This is a genomic window from Clostridium zeae, assembly GCF_017312485.1.
In the GTDB taxonomy this organism is placed as follows: Bacteria; Bacillota; Clostridia; order Clostridiales; family Clostridiaceae; genus Clostridium_AR; species Clostridium_AR zeae.
In genome coordinates, this window is the sequence record NZ_BMBA01000001.1 from 242,614 (window position 1) to 263,350 (window position 20,737).

Here is a 20,737-nt window from a genome sequence, read left to right on the forward strand (position 1 = left end):
CTATTTTAAGCCTTCCTTTATTTGTTCATATTTTACAAAGCCATCATTAACTTCATTAATAGAAACTGTTAAAGGTTTATTTGAATCTACCTTTACATATGGTTCAGCACCATCTATTATTTGTCTTGCTCTCTTTGAAGTTACGATAACTAATGAATATCTGTTGTCTACCTTTTCTAATAAGTCTACGATTGATGGATTAATCATAGAGTTGCTCATGAATTAAACCCTCCTTTGATTCTATTATAGTTTCTTTTATTCTGTCTACCCTGCATTTTTCTGCTAGGATAATACTTTCTATTTTTTTAACTGCTTCATCAACTGTATCATTTACAACTGCATAGTTATATTTTGATACATAATTTATCTCTTGATACGCTGATTTGAATCTTGTCATTAAAGATTCTTGTGTTTCGCTTCCTCTATTTATGATTCTTTGTTTTAGTTCTTCCATTGATGGAGGAAGAATAAATACGAAAACACCATCTCTAGCATTTTCCTTAACCTTTAGTGCGCCTTGAATATCAATTTCAAGGATTACATTTATACCTTCATCTAGCATTTGATCTACTGTGGATTTTGGAGTTCCATAATAATTACCATAAACTTCTGCCCACTCAATGAAATCATCTTTTTCTACTTTTTGCAAAAACTCTTCTTTAGTAATAAAGTAGTAGTTCACGCCTTCAACTTCTCCAACTCTTGGATTTCTAGTTGTTGCTGAAACTGAAATGAAAAGATTATCATTTTTTTCTACCAAAGCTTTACATATGGTGCCTTTTCCAGCGCCTGAAGGTCCTGATATCACAATAAGTATTCCTTTATCGTGTTGATGCATTATTCGTCTACCTCTTCTACATCATCATCTTTAGTAGACAATCTATGTGCAACTGTTTCAGGTTGAACTGCTGATAAAATAACATGATCGCTATCTGTAATGATAACTGCTCTTGTTCTTCTACCATATGTAGCGTCAATTAACATACCTCTATCTCTAGCCTCTTGAATTATTCTTTTTATTGGTGCTGATTCTGGGCTTACTATTGCAACAAGTCTATTAGCTGAAACTATATTTCCAAAACCAATGTTGATCAATTTGATACTCATATTATTCCTCCTACTCGATATTTTGAATCTGTTCTCTTATTTTCTCTATCATATTTTTAATATTGATAACTAAATTAGTAATTTCCAAATCAGTTGATTTGGATGCTATTGTATTTGCTTCCCTATTCATTTCTTGAATAATAAAGTCTAATTTTCTGCCAACTGGTTCGTTAAGTAAAAATGTATTTCTAAGTTGATGTATATGACTATAAAGTCTTGTAATCTCTTCATCAATAGTTGATTTATCTGCAAAAATAGCTACTTCCATTGCAAGTCTATTTTCGTCAATCTGTACATTTTCTAAAATACCTTGAAGTTTTTCTCTTAATTTTTCTTTATATGCTTTAAGAACTTCAGGACATTTAGCTTCAATCTTTCTGACATTAGCTTCAATATCATTAGATTTTAGAACTATATCTTCATAAAGCTTTTGACCTTCAGCTTCTCTCATGCATATTATCGTATCAAGTGCTTTATTCACTAGAGGAAGTAATTCTTTCCAAATATCTTCTAAATTTTCCTCATGCTCCTCTAGGACTATAACTTCAGGAAATTTAGAAATTAATGTTAAGCTTAATTCATCTCTTAATGAATATCTTTCTTTTATTTGCTTTAGACAATCTACATAACTATCTGCTAAATTAACATTTAATTTTGCTGCAGTATCAAATTGCCCATAGTTCTTGTAGTTCAAAAAGATATCAACTTTACCTCTGTTCAATCTTTCTCCTACAATTCTTCTTATTCTTTCCTCAAGTGAAATCATTGATTTTGGCATTCTTATATTTATATCCAGATATCTATGATTAACACTCTTCATTTCTAATGAAAAACTTCTAGTACTTTCTTCTTCACTTGAAGCTCTTCCAAAACCTGTCATACTTTTAATCATTGTCAATCCTCCTAAAAAAATATATCAGATTGAGACTATACTCATTGTATATAATAGGCTTAATAAATGTCAACAGTTTGTTAACAAAATGTTTACATTTAAATGCAATATTTTTTCTATGAAATAAAAAAATCGCTGAAGCGACTTTCTTCAGTGTTTTTTTTGCGCGTCTGCCTTTTCTTAAGCGTATGTGAAGAATCTTACAGGCGACATATTCTTATTTTTTTATTCTTTAACTTATACTATGTCTTAAGTCTGTTCTCATAATTATCCACAGATATAATTTCCTAAAGAATAAAAAAGGCCCTGCTAGATAATCTAGCAAGGCTATAATAAAATTGAAGGAAGACAATTATAATACTAATTTCAAAATGAATATAACAGCTAACAAATACATAACTGCTGATATTTTCTTTTTATCCTTTGAAATTAGATTTGATATTACATTTATTATTACATAAGATAATATTCCTATCATTAAGCCATCACCTATTGAATATGTAAATGGCATCATACTTATCGTCAAGAAAGCTGGAACAGCTTCAGTAATATCGCTAAAGTCTATTTCTTTTACAGTACCCATCATTAAGTAACCAACATATATTAGCGCTGGAGCAGTTGCACATGATGGAATTGCAATAAATATAGGTGATAAAAACATTGCAAGTAGGAATAATACGCCTGTTACTACTGCAGTAAATCCTGTTCTTCCACCTTCTTCAATACCAGTAGCACTTTCTATGTAAGCTGTTATTGCTGAAACACCCATTAATGCTCCACCAGTAGTACCTACTGCGTCAACTAATAGAGCTCTTCCAGCATTTGGAACTCTGCCTTCTTTATCAACAAGATTTGCTCTTGTAGCAACACCTACTAAAGTTCCAACTGTATCAAAAAAATCTACAAATAGGAATGTTAAAACAACTCCTATAAATGTAAGTATATTAGCGCTGTTCGAAAGGAATGAAAAATCAACCTTTCCAGCTATTGGTGTAAGTGATTCAAACTTGAATATTCCATTTGGTAAGTATATACCAAATGCAGCAGCACCTTGTGTATCATAAAGTGCATATGCCCAAGCAACTAAAGTTCCACCTAAAATCCCCCAAAGCATTGCACCCTTTACTTTTTTCTTTTCTAAAATTACTATTATTAAAATTCCAAGGCAAGCTATTGCAACTGATGGAGTTGTAAATCTACCAAGTGCAACTGTAGTTGATTGATCTTGTACAACAAGCCCTGAATTTAACATACCTATAAATGCTATAAATAATCCTATACCACCAGTTACTGCCAGTTTCATGTTACGCGGTATAGCGTTGACTACGGCTTCACGAACACTGAATAATGATAAAATTATAAAAATAATTCCTTCTACAAAAACTGCTGTCAAAGCTACAGGCCAAGAAATACCGTACTTACCACAAACAGTAAAAGCAAAAAATGCATTTAGCCCCATACCAGACGCAAGTCCAATAGGAAGATTGGCGTAGACCCCCATAAATATCGAAGTTAGCCCTGCTGATAAACAGGTAGCTGTTACTAACGCACCAACTGGCATTCCTGATTTACTCAGTATATCAGGATTAACTGCTATTATGTAGGCCATAGCTAAGAAAGTAGTAATACCTGCTAGAGTTTCTTTCTTATAGTCTACATTTTTGTTATCCAGTATTGCTAGTTTTCTTTGTTTAGCTTTTAGATTTTGCATAAATTTCTTCCTCCTAAAAAATAAAAGCCGCAGAGGTGAAGAACCAAAGCGACATCATATTGATGTATTAACAACTTTTGATTCCTCATAGTCAGATATTTAAGGTATCTGGTAGAAACTTTCGACCCATATCGTCAAAATTATACGAGCAATAAGCACGAATATTATTATATATTCCGTTAATATTGTTGTCAACACATCCGAATTATTTTTTATTTTTATTTTTTATAATTCACCTTATTTATACAAATCTCTTTCAAACAAACATTTTATGTACTGAAAATCTGATGTATAGCTTAATGCAGTAATTAATTTAATCCTTGCTTTTTGACCAGGCATATTGTCTCCAAAAACTACTCCTAAATTTCTAAGCTCTTTTCCACCACCATGATATCCATATGAATCAAAAACTCTTCCTTCGAAACATCTTGAGACCACAACTACCACAACACCCTTATCAATTGCTCTCTTTATTCCGTCTACCATTGCTGGAGGAATATTTCCTCTTCCCATAGCTTCTATTACTATACCTCTATCTCCACTTGCTACCGAAAAATCAATTAGTCTAGAATCCATTCCAGCAAAACATTTAAGTAAGGTTACTTCTCCAGTTATCTTTTTGATATCGATAAAGCTTTCCTTATGAACGTCTCTATAGAATATAACACGATTATTATCAACTATACCTATAGGACCAAAATTAGGTGTTCTAAATGCATTAAGCGCCATTGAATTCACCTTTGTAACTTCTGCTGCACTGTTGAGTTCACCATTAAAACACACTAAAACTCCTCTTTTCTTAGCTTCTTCAGAAATAGCTGTACAAATTGATGCCGCAAGATTTGAAGGGCCATCGTAACCTAATTCAGATCCACTTCTCATTGCTCCAGTAAATACAACTGGTTTTTCTGTATCCAATGTCAAATCTAAAAGATAAGCAGTTTCTTCTAGAGAGTCTGTCCCGTGTGTAATTACAACTCCACTTATATCTTCCCTTGAAAGTATTTTTTGCACATACTTTGAAAGATCAAGCATTATTTCAGGAGTCATATGTGGCCCTGGCAGACTTGAATATGTGTATGATTCAATTTCCGCAAAGCTTTCAATTCCTGTAACCATTGACATTATTTCTTCACCAGTAAGACTCGGAACTGCTGCTTTTATTCTAGGATCTACTTTCATTGATATTGTTCCACCATTAAAAACTATTGCTATCTTTTTCATTGTTCCTCCTAGGTCGCTCTGTATTTTAAATCTTCGATAAGTAAAACATCACTTCAGATAATTGATTTAACTATACTATACTCATATGAGTAGATGCTCATTTACATTATAAAAGTTTATTATATATAATGATTTTTTTCAACAACCTGTATCTAATTTAAGTATTTTATTTATTATTTTTATGAATTCACGAAATAAATATATTCTTATTATTTTGTTTCGACTTTTGAACTATCCGTCCTTGTATTTTGCTGTAAATTATAAATACTTGTCAATAAATCATGTGCAAAGTTAGCACCTCTAGATATAAGTAAACCAGTTAAAACTTGCCCTATATAATTAACTTTTGGTGGAAAGCCTGCTAAGCTTAATATGTCTGCTCCTGTTAGTAGACAAAGTAATACACCTACTAATATTGCACCAAGTTTACTGAAGTCCAATTTTCCCTGATTAAACACCATCTTGATTGTTTCCCAAATAGCTTCAGCTATTCCAGCCAAAATTATAATACTAGCTAATTTATCCATTACCCTCTCCCCTTTTTTAACATCTTAATTTCAACAATATTCTTAAACGTAGTCTAATAAAAAAACAAACTATTTGAACCATATTTTTATAAATATATTCATAAAAGCACTTATAAATTCTGAGCAGGAACTAAATTATTTTTTTCTATTCTTTAGCGTAGAATATTTTTATATAACAAAAAACCATCTTAATCATTTTTATATTTCAAAACTTCTGATATAAAAAGAAATTTGAAATATTTTTTAATAATTAAGACGGTCTTAAAATACATATAGTTTACTATTTTGTATTTTTAGCAACTTGCAATATCTCATCAAAGTTTACTTGACTTGATACTTCTTCTAAATAGTTAGCATATACTATTCTATTACCTGAATCTATTACAAAAGCGGCTCTTGTTAAAAGGCCTAATTCTTTTATATAAGTACCACTAACATCAGCAAAATTTCTTTCTTTATAATCTGAAAATACTTTAACATTTTCAATTCCCTTTGCTGCGCACCACCTTGCTTGAGCAAATGGTAAATCCATTGATATAGTAACACAAGTAACATTTGGCAAATCTTTAACCTTATCATTAAATGTTGCAACTTCTAAATCACATACTGGAGTATCAACAGATGGGACTGCTAGTAATATTTTAACTCCCTGAATATTTTTAAAATTTACTGAATTAAGATTTGTATCTGTTACGGTAAAATCTGCTATAGTATCGTTAACAGCAACCTGTTTTCCTTTCAATTCAACCTCATTTCCTTTAAACTTAACCTTCATTCTAACTCCTCCTTTTATTATAAAAAATTATTCAAGTCAATTGTTATTGACTTGAAATAGTTTTCTACGTACATAAAAAACTAACTGAGTGGCTGAAATTTATTGTATTATCAAAATAAAAATTTTATACTTCCCTATACTGTAAAAATAGAGAACCAGAAGGTTCTCTTAAGCTTATCTATGATGTTGAACCATATCAATAGTACCTAAAACTACATGTGCTAATCCAAATCCTAATAAAGCAGTTTCGGCCATTGGAACTATGTCTCTTCGTCTCATTCCATGTTTTCTAAGTTCATTTGCTCTTAAAGCTGCTGTTCCAGCTACAACAACACTACCTATAAGAGTTGGAATTGTTCCCTCTTTAATTCTCATTAATAATCACTCCTTTCATATATAGTATTTTAAGGAGAAAAATATTAATTATTCTAAAAACTTTTTACCAATTTTTATAACCATCACTTAAACTAATACATTTTCCTAATAAAGATAGTTTGTAGTCCAATAAGTTTTTTTACTATACTACTTGAATAACTATCACAAGCACTTGAAATTATTAGATATTATAAGCACTATAATTTCTATAAAATAAAAAGGCATATTTCTATGCCTTGATTCTTTCCAATATATATTTTTTCACATCTTCTAAAGAACTAAACTGTTCTTCATTTTCCTCATCCAAAAAGTAAAAACACTTTTGAGCATTATCTTCTTCAGATTCATAATCAAAAACTACTTCTCCAAGCTTTACATCATCTTCAATCCATATTTCAAGAAAATATTCTTCTATATTTTCTTTATATTTTTCCAATGCCTTATCTAATTTTTCTGTAGTTAATTCTACACTAACTCCTTCTTCATTACCTGAGAATACTATAATAGTCATTTCATCTACTCCTTATTATATTAATATATTTCTTCGTTATAAAATTTGATTTTTAAATTTCTACTTAGATTCAAACAAATTTTCAAAAATAAACTTATACGAAGATAAAATTTTCCTAGTAAATAATTTTTTATATTAAATTATTTACTAAAGTACGATTGACTAAGACAATTTTAATATATAATCCTTTTTTTGGCTATATCTTATATAGTAATATAATTTTTTATATTTTATTTTCAAATTAAACTTTATCTTCTATTTTATATAGTTTAGATTTTAAATTAAATCAGGCTATCTATTTGTTTATTTTAATATTAGTTTATATTTAAGATTAGATCTCACTTTAAATTCAGTTTTCAATAAACTTTGCTCATTTACGAGTATATTATATTAGATATTATCACTTTAGATTTAATTAAAAATAATAGCAGGAGTATTCATATCTCCTGCCATTATCATTACATCATTTAGAATTTTTTTCGATGATGGATATTATTCGTAAAACCTAAATGTTTACTATTTTAATCCATCTTCATAGCTTTGTATCATTTTTTTAACCATATTTCCACCTACAGAACCATTTTCTCTAGATGTAAGGTTTCCGTTATATCCTTCTTTTAGATTAACGCCAACTTCCTTAGCTGATTCTTGTTTCATCTTGTTTAAAGCTTGCTTAGCTTCTGGAACTAAAGTTCTATTACTTCTTGCCATTGTAAATCCCTCCTAAAAAATATCTTTTGTTTGTGTTTCTAATACTATTTTATATAATTACAGATATTATATTCAGGTTGATTAATGGTATATAATGAAACATTCTCCAACTAATGAATAGGCTTCTTCTTATATCTTTTCCCTGCAACTTCTACAGTTCCAATAGTGATCAATGCATTTTCATCAAATCCTTGTACAATACTTTTTACTTTGGCAATCTCTAATCTTGATACTACAACATATATCACATTAGTTTTTATTCCCTTATATCCGCCTTTTCCGTCCAGTAGCGTCACACCACGACCAAGCCTGTCCACAATAGCTTCTGTTATATCAATATGCTTATCAGATATTATTGTAACAGCTTTTGATTCGTCAAGTCCTTCTACGATAACATCTATTACCTTGAAGGCTATAAAGTATGCTATTAATGAATACATTGCTCTGTCAAAACCAAATAATGTTCCTGATATCCCTAATATAAAGAAATTGAAAAACATTACAATCTCTCCAATTGAAAAGCTTAACTTTTTATCTAATATTATTGCTGCTATTTCTGTTCCATCTAATGAGCCACCATTTCGAATTATCAATCCAACTCCTGTACCTATAATAACACCACCGAATACTGCAGCAAGTAATGTATCATGGGTAATTCCAGGAATAGGATGAAAAAAGTTAACACTCAAAGATAAGCAGATTACTGCAAAAAGTGTTGAAATTGTAAATGTCTTACCAATATGCTTATAGCCTAAAATAAAAAATGGTATATTTAGAATGAACGTAAATACTCCTAAAGGTAGACCTGTCAAATGGCTTACCATAATTGAGATACCGACTACTCCACCATCAACTAATTCATTAGGTATTAAAAATATTTCTAGTCCTATTGCAGCCAATATTGCTCCTGTGATTATAAATATTACTTTAAAAAATGTGGTTGCAAATTTATTCTTCATTATAACCTCCTCTAAAATTATGAAATTTCCTTATCATAATGCTATTTTTCTATTTTTATACCATTAATAATACCACATTAATAATATAATGACAATTTTTTAATGATTCTATATTTGCAAACTAATATCTATAAAGAAACTTTAATTATTAATTTATTATTAAATTCAAAGGTAAATTAATGCGCTATATTGTAATTTTATAAAACTTAGTTGTATAATATGCACTATAGTGTATAAATCTTTCTTTTTTTGGAGGTGAAACATTAAATAAATTTTAATTTAAGAAAAAATACAATTTAAATAAGGTGGTAATAGCATGAAATCTTCAATCAGAAAAAAGCTTATGTATTCTTTTGGGGCTGTAGTGGTAAGCAGCATATTTATCATAATTTATATGTATCTTGTTATAAAAGGATATATAAGCAAAGACAAACTAGACATAATTTTCATAATTGCTGCACCAATTGTTCTAATAAGTATGGGCTTTGCATCTTTTCTTACTTACAAAATTTCAACAAATATCTCAGTGGTGACAAAAGTACTTAATAGAACCGCTAATTTTGATTTTACTGTGGATAAAACCGCTTATGATACGTTACACAAGATAAGAGGAAATGATGAAGTTAATCAAATGGCTACCTCAGTATCTAAAATGAGAGAAGAACTTAGATCATTAATTTTATCAATAATTGAAAGCTCTGATAAAATTGCTGTAGGTTCAGAGGATATGAACAAGATTGTTGAACAAAACGTTTGTACCATTGAATCTATAACTAGTGCTGTGAATGGAATAGCTACTGCATCAAACGAATTATCAAGCAGTACTTTAAATGGTACAGAAAAACTTGAACACTTAGCAGATGACATCAACAATATAGGAGAATCGACAACATTAATAAAAAAATATATAGATAAAACTAAACACTCAAATGATGCTGGTATTGTAAATATAAATCAACTTGTTGATACTATTAAAGAAAATGAGATTGTATCTGATAAGGTTGCTGTTAGGATTAATAATTTAAAAGAACAATCAAATCATATTAGTAGTATTACTAACACAATAAACGATATCGCTAGTCAAATAAATTTATTAGCATTGAATGCCTCAATAGAATCAGCAAGGGCTGGTGAATCAGGCAGGGGCTTTGCAGTAGTTGCAAATGAGATAAAGAAACTTGCAACTGAAACTGAACAATCCACAAAAGAAATAGAAGTTATAATCAACGATTTCCAATCTATGATTTCTGAAACTGAAAAATATATGACTGAAGCATCAAACACCATACATAAAACTGGACAAGTTTCTGACGAAACTGGTAAGACCTTCAACTCAATTAAAAGCGATGTTGACAATATGTTAGATAAGGTTAACCTACTAATCGGTAACATAAATAAGGTAAATGAAAATAAAGATAATGTTGTAAGTACAATTGAAGAAATCGCCGCAGTTGCTGAAGAATCAGCTGCAAATACTGAAGAAATTTCGGCCTCACTCCAAGAACAAAATGCCAATATAGAACAAGTTCTTAATACATCAAATCATTTGAACGATATCGCAAAAGAATTAAATGAACTTACAAGTAAATTTAAAATTTCCTAATAATTTTTAACTTTATAAAAAGCTAGATTCATATTTAACAAATTAACTTTTCCTTGAACACTTGAAAGTTAATTTAAATATATGAATCTAGCTTTTTACTTTACGCGCTGTTAAAACATAGCCTTATTTTATATTACACCAATACATGTACATCAATAATTAGTTAAACTTCATAGTCAACACAGGTTCTATCGACCTTAACAGCTCCAACAAACGCTGCCACTTCTAAGTGTAACGGATGTTTTTGGTATATATCTAAATCTTCATAGCTTTCAAATTCAGAATATAAAACCACGTCATACGAATTAACAGCGTTATTATTTATTCCAACTTCTATTTTTCTAATCACAGTGATTTTATCCTTTAAAGACTCTAATCTTATTTTAATCTCATTTGCATTAAATTGCTTATCATTTCCTTCTGCATAATCCTTTAATTTCCACATAACTATATGTTTAATCATATTAACCTCTCCCTATTCCAAAGATGTATTACTTCAATCGGACTTTTATTTTTGAACCTTTTCTAGGTTCTAAGATGATAATTCAAAAATATAAATTTAAATAAGAAGTCATTCATCAATATAAAAATTTATTTAAGTTTTATTTTATTTCAAATAAATACTATTTGCAAGTTTAAGCTTTTAAATATATGCAACTCCAATTGAAGTATTAATTTAAAGTTTTTTGTTTTTTTATATCACACTTATGGTTTATTCATTATATTCTATCTAAAAATTGGAAATCCTACTTTGTATAAGGAGTGATTTGATGCTTAACTTTATTAAAAATTACAACTTGTCAATTATAAAACAGAAGTTACTAATTATATATCTTCTTAACATATCAGATATATTCTTTACGCTTATTTTGGTTAATAGCGGATACTTTTATGAAGGCAATACGCTTATGGCTGTAATACTCAACACTCCACTTTTAGCTGTTCTTTGTAAGATTTTAATTCCTGCCACTTTAATTGTAATAATATACAATAGGATGAAGAAAGCAACTTTAAATCAATTAATATATTCAAATAAAATAATAATAGCTTGTATCATTTTATATTCATTCATAAATCTATTGCACTTAATATGGCTTGTATTGTTAAAATTTTATATAAAATAAGCAAGAATAAGGGCTTTAATAACTTGATTATTGCCCTTATTTCTTTATACTTTCCTTGAAACTCAAGATAGCTTTTGCAATTGCTTCTGCACACTTGGCTTGTCCATTTTTAGAAGTTATAAATGTACTATCATCTTTATTGGTTAAGTATCCAATTTCAACCAATGTTGAAATCGCATCATTATTCTTCAGAACATATAGCGGAGAATTACTTTGATACTTCATATTACGTTTTTCTGTGTATTTCAATTTATAAAGCTCATCCTGAATGTACTTTGCTAATAATTCATCTTTTGTATTAGGTTCATCACACCAAAGCTCGATACCTTTAATTGATGCATCCTTATAACTGTTACAATGAATTGAAACAAATACGTCAGCTTTATTATCATGAGCTATCTGCACACGTTTCCTTAGGTCTTCTTTATCATCTGATCCTAATATTGTTTCATCATCTTTTCTTGTATAAACCACTTTTATATTATTATTCTCAAGAATTTGTCCAACTTTTAGTCCTACTTTTAGCACTACATCTTTCTCAAATACACCATCAGCACTTTCTGTACCTCTGTCATATGCTCCATGACCAGGATCAATGCAGACTACAAAACTTGGCTTTGATTTAACCAACAACGTAGTATCATTAATTTTTTCCTTGCTAGAACTAAATATTGAAATAGCTCCATTTAATACTAATAATATAAGCATAGAAATTACTGAAAATGAAAATGCTAGCCTTTCAATCCTTATTTTATATCGTTTTCTTTTCTTTTTCATTTAAAAATCTCCTAACCACATAGCTATAGATTTTTTGTATTTATTCCCATATTTATATATTATTTTACATCTATTTTCCAAATGTGTAAACATTAAATATATGTATTAAATGTAAAATTTATTACACAAAAAAATAGCTAATTTTTATTAGCTATTTTTACCCATCTGCCTTTTACAATGTATATGAGAAAAATTTGACAGTCCAATAAATTTTTCTTTTTTATTTTATCCTGTAGATAAATTTATCCTATTAATCTCCTCTCCTATTACTCTTATACCTTTTTCAATGTCTTGTAAACTTACTTTAGAAAAGCCCAATCTTAATGTGTCATATCCACTGCCATCAGTATAAAAAATATCTCCAGGTGTAAATACTACTCCTCTTTTATAACAACCTTCAAGCACTTTTCTGCTGCTGATTCCTTTAAGTTTAACAAATATATGAAGTCCCCCTTCTCCCATGATAAATTCATTAGGTATATGATTCATCACTGCCGAAAAGGTAAAATTATATTTCTCTCTATAATGCTTTCTTACCTTTTTTAGATACTTGTTAAATGCTCCATTATTCATATAATTGAACAAAAGTGCTTGATCCAAAAAAGAACTGTGTATATTTCTAGCTCTTTTCACGCTTTCTAACGTACTTATAAGCTTCTTATCTGCCAAAACCCATCCAATTCTTAGACCTGGAAAGAGTATTTTAGAAAGACTTCCTATATATATAACTCCATTACCTTTATTGCATAAACTTGCGAGAGGTGGAACATGAGAACTTGAATACAAAAGTTCTTCATTAAAACCATCCTCTATTATGGGTACAGAATATTTTTCAAATAAATTAAGTACTTTTTTTCTATGTTCTCCTTTCATAACTATACCTGTAGGATTATGATATGATGGTATTATAAAACCAAGCTTAGGTCTTTCATTTATTAATTTATATTCAAGTTCCTTAAGATCCATTCCCTCTTGTGTCATTTTTACTCCAAGGGTATTAAGCTCGTGAGCTCTCATTATTTTTAATGCAGTATTATGGGTTGGATTTTCACATATTACTTTATCATCTGGCTCTGTTAATGAATTTATAAGTATATCAAAGGCTTCTGTAAATCCATTAGTTATTAAAATATCTTTTCCATCAATATTTACCCCCTTATTAGCCATATACATTAATAAATATTCAATAAGAGGTTTATAACCTTGAGCGTAACCATAATTAAGTAACTTGTCTCCTTGGAAAGACCAAGTACTTAAAAAAGACCTTTTAAATTCTTCCGTATCAAATAAAGTTTCATCTGGCGCGATGCTTTTAAATGAAATCATACCTTTTTCCCATGGCAATTCAGTTTTTATTATATCTAAACTTTCACAGATATTGGCATATTTATTTATTTTTAAATCCCATTCTATATTAAAAGCTTTATCTTCACTCTTAAGCTGTAAAGATACAAAGGTTCCTTTGCCTTTCAAGCTTTTAATTATACCATCGCTTTCTAAATTCTCATATGCTGTAACAACAGTGCTTCGACTTATATTTAATAGTTCGCTAACTTCCCGAGTAGAAGGCAGCTTACTTCCTTTTTGAAGTAAGCCGCTATTTATACTTTCTTTAATATGCTGTTCTAGCTGTATATAAAAGGGTTCTTTTTTATTAAAATTAAATGCAGAAAAAATCAAATATCTATCACCTCTTAAATTAAAGAATATTCAACAATTTTATTTAAAAGCTCTGAATATTCCATATTTGCTGCTTTTGCACTTCTAGGGAACAAGGAAGCTTTTGTCATTCCTGGTGCTGTATTCAATTCTAGCACATATGCAATTCCACCACTTACTATAATATCAACTCTAACATATGATTTGCAATCAAATATATCCCAGCACTTTGAAGCTATTATTTCCATTTGCTCTTCTAATTCCTTTGGTAGATTTACTACAACCTCCTCAGTTTTATCATCGAAATATTTTGCTTTATAATCAAAGAAGGTTTCTTTTGTTTTGATTTGCAATATGGGCATAATCTTGCCATTTAATATCGGTATCGTATACTCTTCTCCTTGTAGATACTGTTCAATTAGAACTTCCTTATCATATTTAAAGGCTTCATTAATTGCATCAATTAACTCACTTCTATCTCTTACTATAAAAGTTCCAACACTAGATCCTCCAGAATTAGGCTTTACTACCATAGGGTATTTTAGCTTTTCTATATTAGTGATTGAAAAATTTTTATTTTTTAAGTTTATATCTTCAGCTACATTTAATCCTTGATTTTTCATTATCCTCTTAGCCTGTTTCTTGCTCATACAAATTGCACTTGTTAAAACACCGCAACCAGAATAAGGTGTTTTCATTGCTTCAAGTATGCTCTGAACAGTACCATCTTCTCCAAAGGCGCCATGAAGAGCAATGAACGCAAAATCAATATCTTTTACCTTATCAAATATGTCAATCTTAGAATCTACAACTATTGGAATAACCTCATATTTATCTATATCTAAATTTTCAACAATTTCTTTTCCTGACATGAGAGATATTTCTCGCTCTGATGATATCCCACCCATTAAAACTCCAACTTTCATAAACTTCACTCCTCCTTGTTTTAATATAAGTATATGTGTCAAGCTTATTTTTTTTAAGTACCACTAACTGTAGAGTTTTATGTATGTGTGGTATAGATATAACAATTCCAAATAAAAGCTATAAATGAAGTTAGATACCATTAATGGTTAAATAGGTTATTTGTATGTTTTTTAAATTGAAATGGAATATCTATTTATATAATTTTTTAAAGCAAAAAAACAGCTAGATGGGGGGATCCAGCTGTTTTTTACTAACTTGTGTGGTCGATTTTTTTATTATCTTAATTGTATAATCATATTATTAACACAGTATTACTATTTTAAGAATAAATCGTTAATAATTTATTCTGCATTCTTTAGTGATTCAATCATATCTATTTTATCAAATCTTTTATACATAGCTAAATTAACTATAATAGAGAACAATATTGTTAATAACACAGAATACAAGAAATAAATCGGCTTTATAGTTCTTAAGAACATTATTACATTAGTTTCTGCTGCAGCAACTACAAAATTATTAATAAGTATCCCTACTGCTATACCAGCTATACTTCCTATTACTGTTAATATCATATTTTCTCTGTATATATATGCCGCTAGCTCATGATTATAAAATCCAAGCAATTTTATAGTAGCCAGTTCTCTTCTTCTCTCACTTATATTAATATTAGTCAAATTATAAATTACAACAAAAGCAAGAACACCCGCTGAAGCTATAAGTATTAATACAACTGAATTTATACTATTCATACTCTTATTAAAATCAAGATGAGTACTATTTTTAAAGCTTGTAGAACCAACCTTATCAATAGCGTTGAAATCTTCAGCTAACTTGTTTTCTGTATTTTTGGATTTATCATTAATTAATGCAAAAAATCCACTATACTTAACATCTTCCCCCGCAAGCTTTTTATAATAATTTGAACTCATATAGATATAATGCTGAACATAATGTTCTGTTATTGCAGCAATCCTAGCCTTCATTACCTTATCATTAACGGTTATTTCAATTACATCTCCGACTTTTTTATCAACTAGCTTTGATAACTTTTCAGTAATTATAACACCATCATCGGTAAGTTGAAGTCTTTTACCTTTCTTAGAAAGATTTATATAGTTATTTAATATATCACTTCTCTCAGGCACTACTAGATATGCATCTTCATCTGATGAATTTGCCTTCTTAATTGTGGAATTCTTAAAGTAGGTGAATAGTATGGATTTAATATTTGGGTTACTTTCAATTTTTTCTTCGATATTCTTTTTCTCATCGTTATCCACATTTTGAGTAAGTGAGGTTTGCATATCATAAATATAAATATCGTTAAATTGCTTTTCTACCGCACCAAGTATTCCATCCTTTAGTCCATAACCTGTTATCATAAGTCCTGTACAGGCAGCTATTCCTATAACGGTCATTAAAAATCTCTGCTTATATCTAAATATATTTCTGGCAGTGACCTTTCTTGTAAAGCTCAATCTTTTCCATATAAAAGGTAGTTTTTCAAGCAAAATCTTTTTACCAGATTTAGGTGGCTTAGGTCTAAGTAGTGATGCTGGAACTTCTCTAAGTTCATCTAATGTAGCTGCAACAGCTGCAACAGTTGTAAATAAAATTGCAATCAAACAAGCCTCTATTGCTAAGGTAGTGTTAAAGGGAGTTAGCGAATTTGGTATGGCATAAAGTGAAGTATATGCATTCATTATAAGTGGAGGAAATAACTTAAAACCAAAAGAAACTCCGATGACACTTCCTAGTACACTTGCTGATAGAGAATAAATTAAATAATGAGCAACAATGGCTGCTCTTGAATAACCTAATGCCTTAAAAGTACCTATTTCTATTCTATTTTCTTGAACCATTCTGGTCATTGTAGTAAGACTTACCAGTGCAGCAACTAAGAAAAATATCAAAGGAAAGGCTTTTCCGATATTATCAATTCTATCACTATCCTGTCTATAGTTTTCATAGCCTACGTTTTGTGATCTGCCTAGTACATACCATTCTGGATTCTTTATATCCTTTAACTTATCTCTATTTTTTTGTATTTCATTTTCTGCGTCTTTTATTTTATTGTTTGCTTTTTCTTCTTCATCTTTCAGTTTTGCAGAATTTTCTTCTAACTCTTTTTCACCGTCTGCAAGCTTCTTTTTAGCATCATTTAGCTTTGCAAGCCCTTCAGTTTTACCTTTATTAAGCTCCACTTCAGCATCCGCAATTTTTTTCTTACTGTTTTCCAGTTCATTTCTACCAGCTAAAAGCTGCTTTTCTCCTGAAAGAAGTTCATTTTCTTTAGATTCTATTTCAGCTTTTGCAGTATTAATTTGATTTGAGGCATTATTAAGATCATCTAGATCTTTAGAATTCGGTAATTGAGCTAACATACCATTGCTTTTTAAGAAATTGTACATAGAATCAAAGTCTTTACCCTTTATTCCAGCACCATAAGCTTGATTTAAAGTATTAAGCTGTGCTATGATCATTGGGTTCGTAGGGTCTTTCTCTAATGAAGCATTTAATGTTGCTATCTGTGCTTCAATTCCAGCAGAAATACCCGCTGCAGCAAGCTTTTTGCTTTCAGTTACCTTTGCTAAATTATCCTCAAGTTGCTTCTTTCCTGAAGCTATTGCAATTTTTCCATTTTCAATTTCAAGGGCACTAGCGTTTAACTTTGTTTCTCCATCTTGAATTGCTTTCTTTCCATCTGCTATTTGCTTTTCACCATCAGAAATCTTCTTATTGAATAAGTCTTCATTTTTCTTCAGTTCAGCTTTACCTTGATTAAGTTTAATTCTTCCATCATCCAGTTTTTTATAGGCATCCTCAAATTTATCTTCTGCTTCCTTTTTTGAACTGTTAAGTTTATCTTCTGCTTCTTTCAACTTATCTTCAGCGGTTTTCATCACATCTGCATATCTAACTTCACTTCTTTTTACTCCAAGAGTCTTAAAATCTTTTTCTAGACTTGATATAACTTCTTTATACTTTTCATTTTCTAAAAGACTATTTTTTGATTCTTCACTTTCAGCTCTTACATATATTTCTGTAAAAACTTCACTTTTGAAAACTTCAGGTAGGATATATAAAAAACCCCTAACTGAACCGTTTCCTACGGAGCTTAATTGTCTTTGACCTGAAGCATACATAGGCGATTTTGCTGAACCCACTATTTCAAATTCGATATTGTTTAACTTGTCTTCTATATTTGTATCATTACCTGATTGTAGTTTAATTTTATCACCAATCTTAAGATTGTTTTCCTTTAAAAATCTATCTTCTGCAATAGCCTCAGTATTGTTATTAGGTCTTCTCCCCTCAACCAGTTTTATTGAATTAATTCCACTTTCTGACGGAAGAGCATTAATATTCAATACTAAGGAGTGATCTTCTTTTACAATAACAGCATCAAGAGAATACGAGCCTTCTGCTGCAGTTACACTTTTTTGCTTTTTTACTTCTTCTAAATCATCTTTAGTAAGTCCTAGAGTTGATATAAGTTTAAAGTCCATCAAATTATTACTGCTAAAATAAGAATCGGCTGATGTTTTCATATCTGGACTAGTAGCTCTAACACCTGCATAAAAAGATACACCAACTGCTATTATAATAACTATAGATAAAAATCTTGAAAGTGTCTTTCTAATATCTCTGAATAAATTTTTAAAAAATGTCTTTTTCATATTTACCACTCGATGCTTTCTATTGCTACTGGATTTGAATTAGTTTTAACACTTTCAACCTTACCACTTTTGACAGTTATTATTTTATCAGCAATTGGGGCTATAGCTGTGTTGTGTGTAATTACTATTACAGTCATATTGTATTTTTTAGAGGTATCAGAAAGAAGTTTCAATATTGATTTACCAGTATTATAGTCTAATGCACCTGTTGGTTCGTCACAAAGTAAGAGCTTCGGATTCTTTGCAAGTGCTCTTGCTATAGAAACTCTTTGTTGCTCTCCTCCAGAAAGCTGTGAAGGGAAATTGTTGATTCTATGTTCAAGTCCCACATTCTTAAGTACTTCTACTGGGTTCATTGGTTCTTTGCATATTTCAACAGCAAGTTCAACATTTTCTACTGCATTTAGGTTTTGCACTAAATTATAGAATTGAAATACAAATCCAATGTCTTCTCTTCTATACTTTGTCAACATTTTAGTATTGTAACTGCTTATTTCATTACCATCTACATGAATCTTTCCCTCAGTCACATGATCCATTCCACCAAGAAGATTAAGGATAGTAGACTTCCCTGCCCCACTGGCACCAAGTACAATGACAAATTCCCCCTTTTCAATAGAAAAGGAAACATCATCAACTGCTTTTATTACAACTTCGCCCATGGTATAACTTTTTCTAACATTTTTTAACTCGATAAAACTCCCCATTGACTTTCCCTCCAAAATTATTTGTGAACCTTCGTTCTCTTTTAAATTAAAACTTATGTTACTAGTCTTATAAAGCACAAATCACATTTCCAAGATTCTATTACTAAAAGTATTCAAGCTTATTTATTATATCCTTGTAAAAGATATCGATTAGGTCTAATATTAGCTTTCTAACTTCGACTTCATCACTTTTTTCTTTTAATATAATCGAAATACTCTCCACTAGACTGTAAGAAAGAAGATATATTATAAAATTATCTTTAAGTTTTTTATTCTGAATCTTTAATCCATATTCCATTACCTCTGTGACAACTCTAGTAATAAAATCAACAAAAGTTACCTTACAATTTTCGTATTTTGAGCCTTCACTTTTATTAAGTAAGATCGATAGCTCTACTCTATTATCATCGAATATCTCCATTATCTTTTCCAGAAGATTATAGAATATATCTTCTGCTTTATCATTAAGTTCTACCTTTTTGAATTGATTTATGTATTCCATAACTTTATGATAGACTGCACCAATAAGACTTTCATATAACTCCTCTTTACTAGCAAAATATTTATATATATTGCCAACTGAAGTACCAGAATTTTTAGCTATACTCCTTATGGAAGCAGCTTTATACCCTTTAGTATTAAATTCTTTTATTGCTTCATCAATAATACTTTTTCTAATTTCATCCTTTTGATATTGCATTAGAAAACCTCCGTTCACTTTTAAAATTTTACTCTTAAAAAAAGTCAATGTCAACTTAAGACTTCATTATTATTATTTATCTTCTTATTAGCTGATACCATACTTTTAAAATTAGGATTTAAAAACTTACATACAGATAACAAACCTAAAAATGAAAATTGACATAAAAAAGACAATCTATCTGTAGTTGATATGATTGTCTTTCTTGTTATAATTTTTAAGATTTAGGCTATGTTTAATAGTAATTTCAACATGGTGCTTCAACATCGCCTAAATTTATAATGTGGCCTTATTCATTTTATTTATAAAATCTTTTATAGAATCTTCCGAAAGTTTATATACACTATCTTTGATTCCAGTTATTTTTTTAATCATTGCCTTTTCTAAAAAATTTAGTTTATCAAATTTATATTCATATCCAAATGAGCACTTACATATAGCATTTTCGTATAATTTAGCCGGAAAAGCATTTTTTAATTCCTTATCCTTTTCCTCTTCTTTATCGGCACCTCCACATATAAAAAGCCCTACTCTCTTCATTAAGAGCTCTTCTTCGTGGGTCATTGCAAATTGTTTTAACTTTTTTTGTATATTTCCTATATATATTGATCCGCCTAATATTACGTTATCAAATTCACATAAAGAAGGGGGCTCCTGTTTAATAATATTGACAATTACTACTTCTCCTTCTATTTTATCTTTTATAAGATTTGAAGCTTTTTCAACTGTACCATACTTAGTAGCATAAATAATTAAACTCTTCAT

22 protein-coding genes and 1 riboswitch are annotated in these 20,737 nt (G+C 29.7%); of the genes, 2 read left to right on the forward strand and 20 right to left on the reverse strand.

The window, feature by feature from the left end; translation table 11 throughout:
* The 12 genes from rpoZ to J3477_RS01140 form a co-directional block, all read right to left on the reverse strand.
* Positions 1 to 219: a DNA-directed RNA polymerase subunit omega gene (gene rpoZ / locus J3477_RS01085; RefSeq protein ID WP_183277450.1), complete on the reverse strand. Its 219-nt coding sequence runs from the start codon at positions 217 to 219 to the stop codon at positions 1 to 3.
* Positions 200 to 838 carry a guanylate kinase gene (gene gmk / locus J3477_RS01090; protein WP_206867713.1) on the reverse strand — a complete coding sequence of 213 codons (639 nt, stop codon included), beginning with the start codon at positions 836 to 838 and terminating at the stop codon, positions 200 to 202. The genes rpoZ and gmk overlap by 20 nt, the downstream gene beginning before the upstream one ends.
* Complete coding sequence (gene remA, locus J3477_RS01095; RefSeq protein WP_128213994.1) at positions 838 to 1,107, reverse strand: extracellular matrix/biofilm regulator RemA; 270 nt, start codon at positions 1,105 to 1,107, stop codon at positions 838 to 840. The genes gmk and remA overlap by 1 nt, the downstream gene beginning before the upstream one ends.
* A gap of 10 nt (positions 1,108 to 1,117) precedes the next feature.
* Positions 1,118 to 1,999, reverse strand: a complete 882-nt coding sequence (locus J3477_RS01100; protein ID WP_206867714.1) for a YicC/YloC family endoribonuclease — start codon at positions 1,997 to 1,999, stop codon at positions 1,118 to 1,120.
* 352 nt (positions 2,000 to 2,351) lie between these two features.
* Positions 2,352 to 3,710, reverse strand: a complete 1,359-nt coding sequence (locus J3477_RS01105) for an NCS2 family permease (RefSeq protein WP_206867715.1) — start codon at positions 3,708 to 3,710, stop codon at positions 2,352 to 2,354.
* Positions 3,711 to 3,778: 68 nt separating this feature from the next.
* Positions 3,779 to 3,878, reverse strand: a riboswitch (purine riboswitch).
* A 69-nt stretch (positions 3,879 to 3,947) separates the two neighbouring features.
* A complete protein-coding gene (locus J3477_RS01110) occupies positions 3,948 to 4,934 on the reverse strand; it encodes an asparaginase (protein ID WP_206867716.1) in 987 nt (328 codons plus the stop codon).
* A gap of 209 nt (positions 4,935 to 5,143) precedes the next feature.
* Positions 5,144 to 5,461: a hypothetical protein gene (locus tag J3477_RS01115; RefSeq protein ID WP_206867717.1), complete on the reverse strand. Its 318-nt coding sequence runs from the start codon at positions 5,459 to 5,461 to the stop codon at positions 5,144 to 5,146.
* Positions 5,462 to 5,741: 280 nt separating this feature from the next.
* Positions 5,742 to 6,236: a thiol peroxidase gene (gene tpx, locus J3477_RS01120; RefSeq protein WP_206867718.1), complete on the reverse strand. Its 495-nt coding sequence runs from the start codon at positions 6,234 to 6,236 to the stop codon at positions 5,742 to 5,744.
* A gap of 174 nt (positions 6,237 to 6,410) precedes the next feature.
* Positions 6,411 to 6,611 carry an asparagine synthase gene (locus J3477_RS01125; RefSeq protein ID WP_183277457.1) on the reverse strand — a complete coding sequence of 67 codons (201 nt, stop codon included), beginning with the start codon at positions 6,609 to 6,611 and terminating at the stop codon, positions 6,411 to 6,413.
* A gap of 229 nt (positions 6,612 to 6,840) precedes the next feature.
* Positions 6,841 to 7,122 carry a hypothetical protein gene (locus J3477_RS01130; protein WP_206867719.1) on the reverse strand — a complete coding sequence of 94 codons (282 nt, stop codon included), beginning with the start codon at positions 7,120 to 7,122 and terminating at the stop codon, positions 6,841 to 6,843.
* 516 nt (positions 7,123 to 7,638) lie between these two features.
* Positions 7,639 to 7,833 carry an alpha/beta-type small acid-soluble spore protein gene (locus tag J3477_RS01135; protein ID WP_200267952.1) on the reverse strand — a complete coding sequence of 65 codons (195 nt, stop codon included), beginning with the start codon at positions 7,831 to 7,833 and terminating at the stop codon, positions 7,639 to 7,641.
* A 110-nt stretch (positions 7,834 to 7,943) separates the two neighbouring features.
* The gene (locus J3477_RS01140) at positions 7,944 to 8,792 is read right to left on the reverse strand and encodes a YitT family protein (protein WP_206867720.1); all 849 of its coding nucleotides are present in this window, start codon (positions 8,790 to 8,792) and stop codon (positions 7,944 to 7,946) included.
* A 316-nt stretch (positions 8,793 to 9,108) separates the two neighbouring features.
* Between J3477_RS01140 and J3477_RS01145 the strand changes: the two genes are divergently transcribed.
* Positions 9,109 to 10,395: a methyl-accepting chemotaxis protein gene (locus tag J3477_RS01145; RefSeq protein ID WP_206867721.1), complete on the forward strand. Its 1,287-nt coding sequence runs from the start codon at positions 9,109 to 9,111 to the stop codon at positions 10,393 to 10,395.
* 163 nt (positions 10,396 to 10,558) lie between these two features.
* On the opposite strand, the gene J3477_RS01150 is transcribed toward J3477_RS01145, so the two are convergent.
* Positions 10,559 to 10,858, reverse strand: a complete 300-nt coding sequence (locus J3477_RS01150; protein ID WP_206867722.1) for a Dabb family protein — start codon at positions 10,856 to 10,858, stop codon at positions 10,559 to 10,561.
* Positions 10,859 to 11,165: 307 nt separating this feature from the next.
* On the opposite strand from J3477_RS01150, the gene J3477_RS26025 reads away from it, so the two are divergent.
* Complete coding sequence (locus tag J3477_RS26025) at positions 11,166 to 11,519, forward strand: DUF5658 family protein (protein WP_228731176.1); 354 nt, start codon at positions 11,166 to 11,168, stop codon at positions 11,517 to 11,519.
* 36 nt (positions 11,520 to 11,555) lie between these two features.
* Here J3477_RS26025 and J3477_RS01155 read toward each other — a convergent pair whose 3' ends face one another.
* The 7 genes from J3477_RS01155 to J3477_RS01185 form a co-directional block, all read right to left on the reverse strand.
* The gene (locus J3477_RS01155) at positions 11,556 to 12,296 is read right to left on the reverse strand and encodes an N-acetylmuramoyl-L-alanine amidase family protein (protein ID WP_206867723.1); all 741 of its coding nucleotides are present in this window, start codon (positions 12,294 to 12,296) and stop codon (positions 11,556 to 11,558) included.
* A gap of 225 nt (positions 12,297 to 12,521) precedes the next feature.
* Positions 12,522 to 13,976 (reverse strand): MocR-like pyridoxine biosynthesis transcription factor PdxR, encoded by a 1,455-nt coding sequence (gene pdxR / locus J3477_RS01160; protein WP_206867724.1) that lies wholly within the window; start codon positions 13,974 to 13,976, stop codon positions 12,522 to 12,524.
* Between the two features lie 14 nt (positions 13,977 to 13,990).
* Positions 13,991 to 14,881, reverse strand: coding sequence for a D-alanine--D-alanine ligase (locus tag J3477_RS01165; RefSeq protein WP_206867725.1), 891 nt, complete (start codon positions 14,879 to 14,881; stop codon positions 13,991 to 13,993).
* 342 nt (positions 14,882 to 15,223) lie between these two features.
* Positions 15,224 to 18,565 carry an FtsX-like permease family protein gene (locus J3477_RS01170; protein ID WP_206867726.1) on the reverse strand — a complete coding sequence of 1,114 codons (3,342 nt, stop codon included), beginning with the start codon at positions 18,563 to 18,565 and terminating at the stop codon, positions 15,224 to 15,226.
* A 2-nt stretch (positions 18,566 to 18,567) separates the two neighbouring features.
* Positions 18,568 to 19,272, reverse strand: coding sequence for an ABC transporter ATP-binding protein (locus J3477_RS01175; RefSeq protein WP_206867727.1), 705 nt, complete (start codon positions 19,270 to 19,272; stop codon positions 18,568 to 18,570).
* Between the two features lie 103 nt (positions 19,273 to 19,375).
* The gene (locus J3477_RS01180; RefSeq protein WP_206867728.1) at positions 19,376 to 19,972 is read right to left on the reverse strand and encodes a TetR/AcrR family transcriptional regulator; all 597 of its coding nucleotides are present in this window, start codon (positions 19,970 to 19,972) and stop codon (positions 19,376 to 19,378) included.
* Between the two features lie 276 nt (positions 19,973 to 20,248).
* Positions 20,249 to 20,737 carry a flavodoxin domain-containing protein gene (locus tag J3477_RS01185; protein WP_206867729.1) on the reverse strand — a complete coding sequence of 163 codons (489 nt, stop codon included), beginning with the start codon at positions 20,735 to 20,737 and terminating at the stop codon, positions 20,249 to 20,251.

Coding starts and splice junctions, on each gene's coding strand:
- J3477_RS01175 (WP_206867727.1), bottom strand. CDS start 19,272: ATGGGGAGTTTTATCGAGTTAAAAAATGTTAGAAAAAGTTATACCATG.
- J3477_RS01185 (WP_206867729.1), bottom strand. CDS start 20,737: ATGAAGAGTTTAATTATTTATGCTACTAAGTATGGTACAGTTGAAAAA.
- J3477_RS01145 (WP_206867721.1), top strand. CDS start 9,109: ATGAAATCTTCAATCAGAAAAAAGCTTATGTATTCTTTTGGGGCTGTA.
- J3477_RS01130 (WP_206867719.1), bottom strand. CDS start 7,122: ATGACTATTATAGTATTCTCAGGTAATGAAGAAGGAGTTAGTGTAGAA.
- remA (WP_128213994.1), bottom strand. CDS start 1,107: ATGAGTATCAAATTGATCAACATTGGTTTTGGAAATATAGTTTCAGCT.
- gmk (WP_206867713.1), bottom strand. CDS start 838: ATGCATCAACACGATAAAGGAATACTTATTGTGATATCAGGACCTTCA.
- J3477_RS26025 (WP_228731176.1), top strand. CDS start 11,166: ATGCTTAACTTTATTAAAAATTACAACTTGTCAATTATAAAACAGAAG.
- J3477_RS01110 (WP_206867716.1), bottom strand. CDS start 4,934: ATGAAAAAGATAGCAATAGTTTTTAATGGTGGAACAATATCAATGAAA.
- J3477_RS01100 (WP_206867714.1), bottom strand. CDS start 1,999: ATGATTAAAAGTATGACAGGTTTTGGAAGAGCTTCAAGTGAAGAAGAA.
- J3477_RS01115 (WP_206867717.1), bottom strand. CDS start 5,461: ATGGATAAATTAGCTAGTATTATAATTTTGGCTGGAATAGCTGAAGCT.
- J3477_RS01155 (WP_206867723.1), bottom strand. CDS start 12,296: ATGAAAAAGAAAAGAAAACGATATAAAATAAGGATTGAAAGGCTAGCA.
- tpx (WP_206867718.1), bottom strand. CDS start 6,236: ATGAAGGTTAAGTTTAAAGGAAATGAGGTTGAATTGAAAGGAAAACAG.
- J3477_RS01170 (WP_206867726.1), bottom strand. CDS start 18,565: ATGAAAAAGACATTTTTTAAAAATTTATTCAGAGATATTAGAAAGACA.
- J3477_RS01180 (WP_206867728.1), bottom strand. CDS start 19,972: ATGCAATATCAAAAGGATGAAATTAGAAAAAGTATTATTGATGAAGCA.
- J3477_RS01140 (WP_206867720.1), bottom strand. CDS start 8,792: ATGAAGAATAAATTTGCAACCACATTTTTTAAAGTAATATTTATAATC.
- J3477_RS01150 (WP_206867722.1), bottom strand. CDS start 10,858: ATGATTAAACATATAGTTATGTGGAAATTAAAGGATTATGCAGAAGGA.
- J3477_RS01125 (WP_183277457.1), bottom strand. CDS start 6,611: ATGAGAATTAAAGAGGGAACAATTCCAACTCTTATAGGTAGTGTTGTT.
- rpoZ (WP_183277450.1), bottom strand. CDS start 219: ATGAGCAACTCTATGATTAATCCATCAATCGTAGACTTATTAGAAAAG.
- J3477_RS01105 (WP_206867715.1), bottom strand. CDS start 3,710: ATGCAAAATCTAAAAGCTAAACAAAGAAAACTAGCAATACTGGATAAC.
- J3477_RS01165 (WP_206867725.1), bottom strand. CDS start 14,881: ATGAAAGTTGGAGTTTTAATGGGTGGGATATCATCAGAGCGAGAAATA.
- J3477_RS01135 (WP_200267952.1), bottom strand. CDS start 7,833: ATGGCAAGAAGTAATAGAACTTTAGTTCCAGAAGCTAAGCAAGCTTTA.